General features: G+C 44.2%; 1 protein-coding gene. It reads left to right on the top strand.

Annotated features, from left to right (window positions below; genetic code table 11):
- The first annotated feature begins 164 nt into the window (after positions 1 to 164).
- The gene (locus tag QZL69_RS02060) at positions 165 to 905 is read left to right on the top strand and encodes a DUF3825 domain-containing protein (protein WP_022213565.1); all 741 of its coding nucleotides are present in this window, start codon (positions 165 to 167) and stop codon (positions 903 to 905) included.
- Positions 906 to 954: the final 49 nt, after the last annotated feature.

The following is a 954-nucleotide window of genomic DNA, read 5'->3' as shown; positions in this document are numbered from 1 at the left end:
ATCAAAATATGGTAGCTTAAAAATATAATCTTTACCCGGCAGTTCTGTCGGTGAATTTCCCAAAATAATATTATATCAGGGTACAAAATTTCAGAGTCCATTCCTGCCTGCGGGAAATGGAAACTGGTTTTGCAGAAAAAATAAAAAGTTTATAAGGAGGCATCATGAATTTATTCGACTATACGTACTGCGGGAATTATAACCGGCAGATACAGAATCTCTCCAGGATCGTTCCGGAGAAATGGAGTTTTGGCAGCACAGAAGACAATGGAATCCTCAAAGGTTATCTGGAGCACACTTTTCAGAGGGTATATGAGGAAGGCAAAATACTGGAAACAGATAACTATGCAATTTTTAATACAGGATTATTTAATCGCTATTATCAGCCGGTCTATGTTTATTTTATCCCAAATCTTGTCCCGGACAGGCAGAGATGGTTCCTGGAGGGATTTTATACGGAATACAATCTTCTCAAAGCTGGAATTGTAGACCTTCCGGAACGTGCAGAATATGTGCAGAACCCAGCAGAGCTTGTCTTTGATATCGGACTGGATATTGTTCCACAGTATGAGCACATTTTTGAGGAAGCAGAGAATAGCCAGCGTCTTCCGGAAACGATCCGCAACAGCGTCATGAAAGTCCAGCTTTTTGACGGGGCACTGCGGCAGACGAAGCGGATGCTGGAAGCAGATTACCGCACTGCGATCCCTCAGTATTATAATCACGGCATTCAGTTTCTCATCCCTGTATGTCTGCAGGACCCTGCAAAAGCAGACCTCGCCCTCGCCTGCGTCAAGACAGAAGACGGCAATAAATACCTCGGCAGGACGTGCCTCACCCTCAAAATGGCCTATCACAACGCAAGACTTCTGGCAAAGATCCACAGCAGCTGGCTATGTCCGTAACTAAAGCAACACTGTAAAAACCACTCGTTCATAACGAACGTGGTGGCTT

This window comes from Blautia sp. CAG:237, assembly GCF_000436615.1.
In the GTDB taxonomy this organism is placed as follows: Bacteria; Bacillota; Clostridia; order Lachnospirales; family Lachnospiraceae; genus Blautia_A; species Blautia_A intestinihominis.
This window is presented reverse-complemented; position numbering and strand designations above follow the sequence as displayed.

Bases quoted from the DNA above. Each gene is read 5' to 3' on its own strand.
- QZL69_RS02060 (WP_022213565.1), top strand. From the start codon at position 165: ATGAATTTATTCGACTATACGTACTGCGGGAATTATAACCGGCAGATA.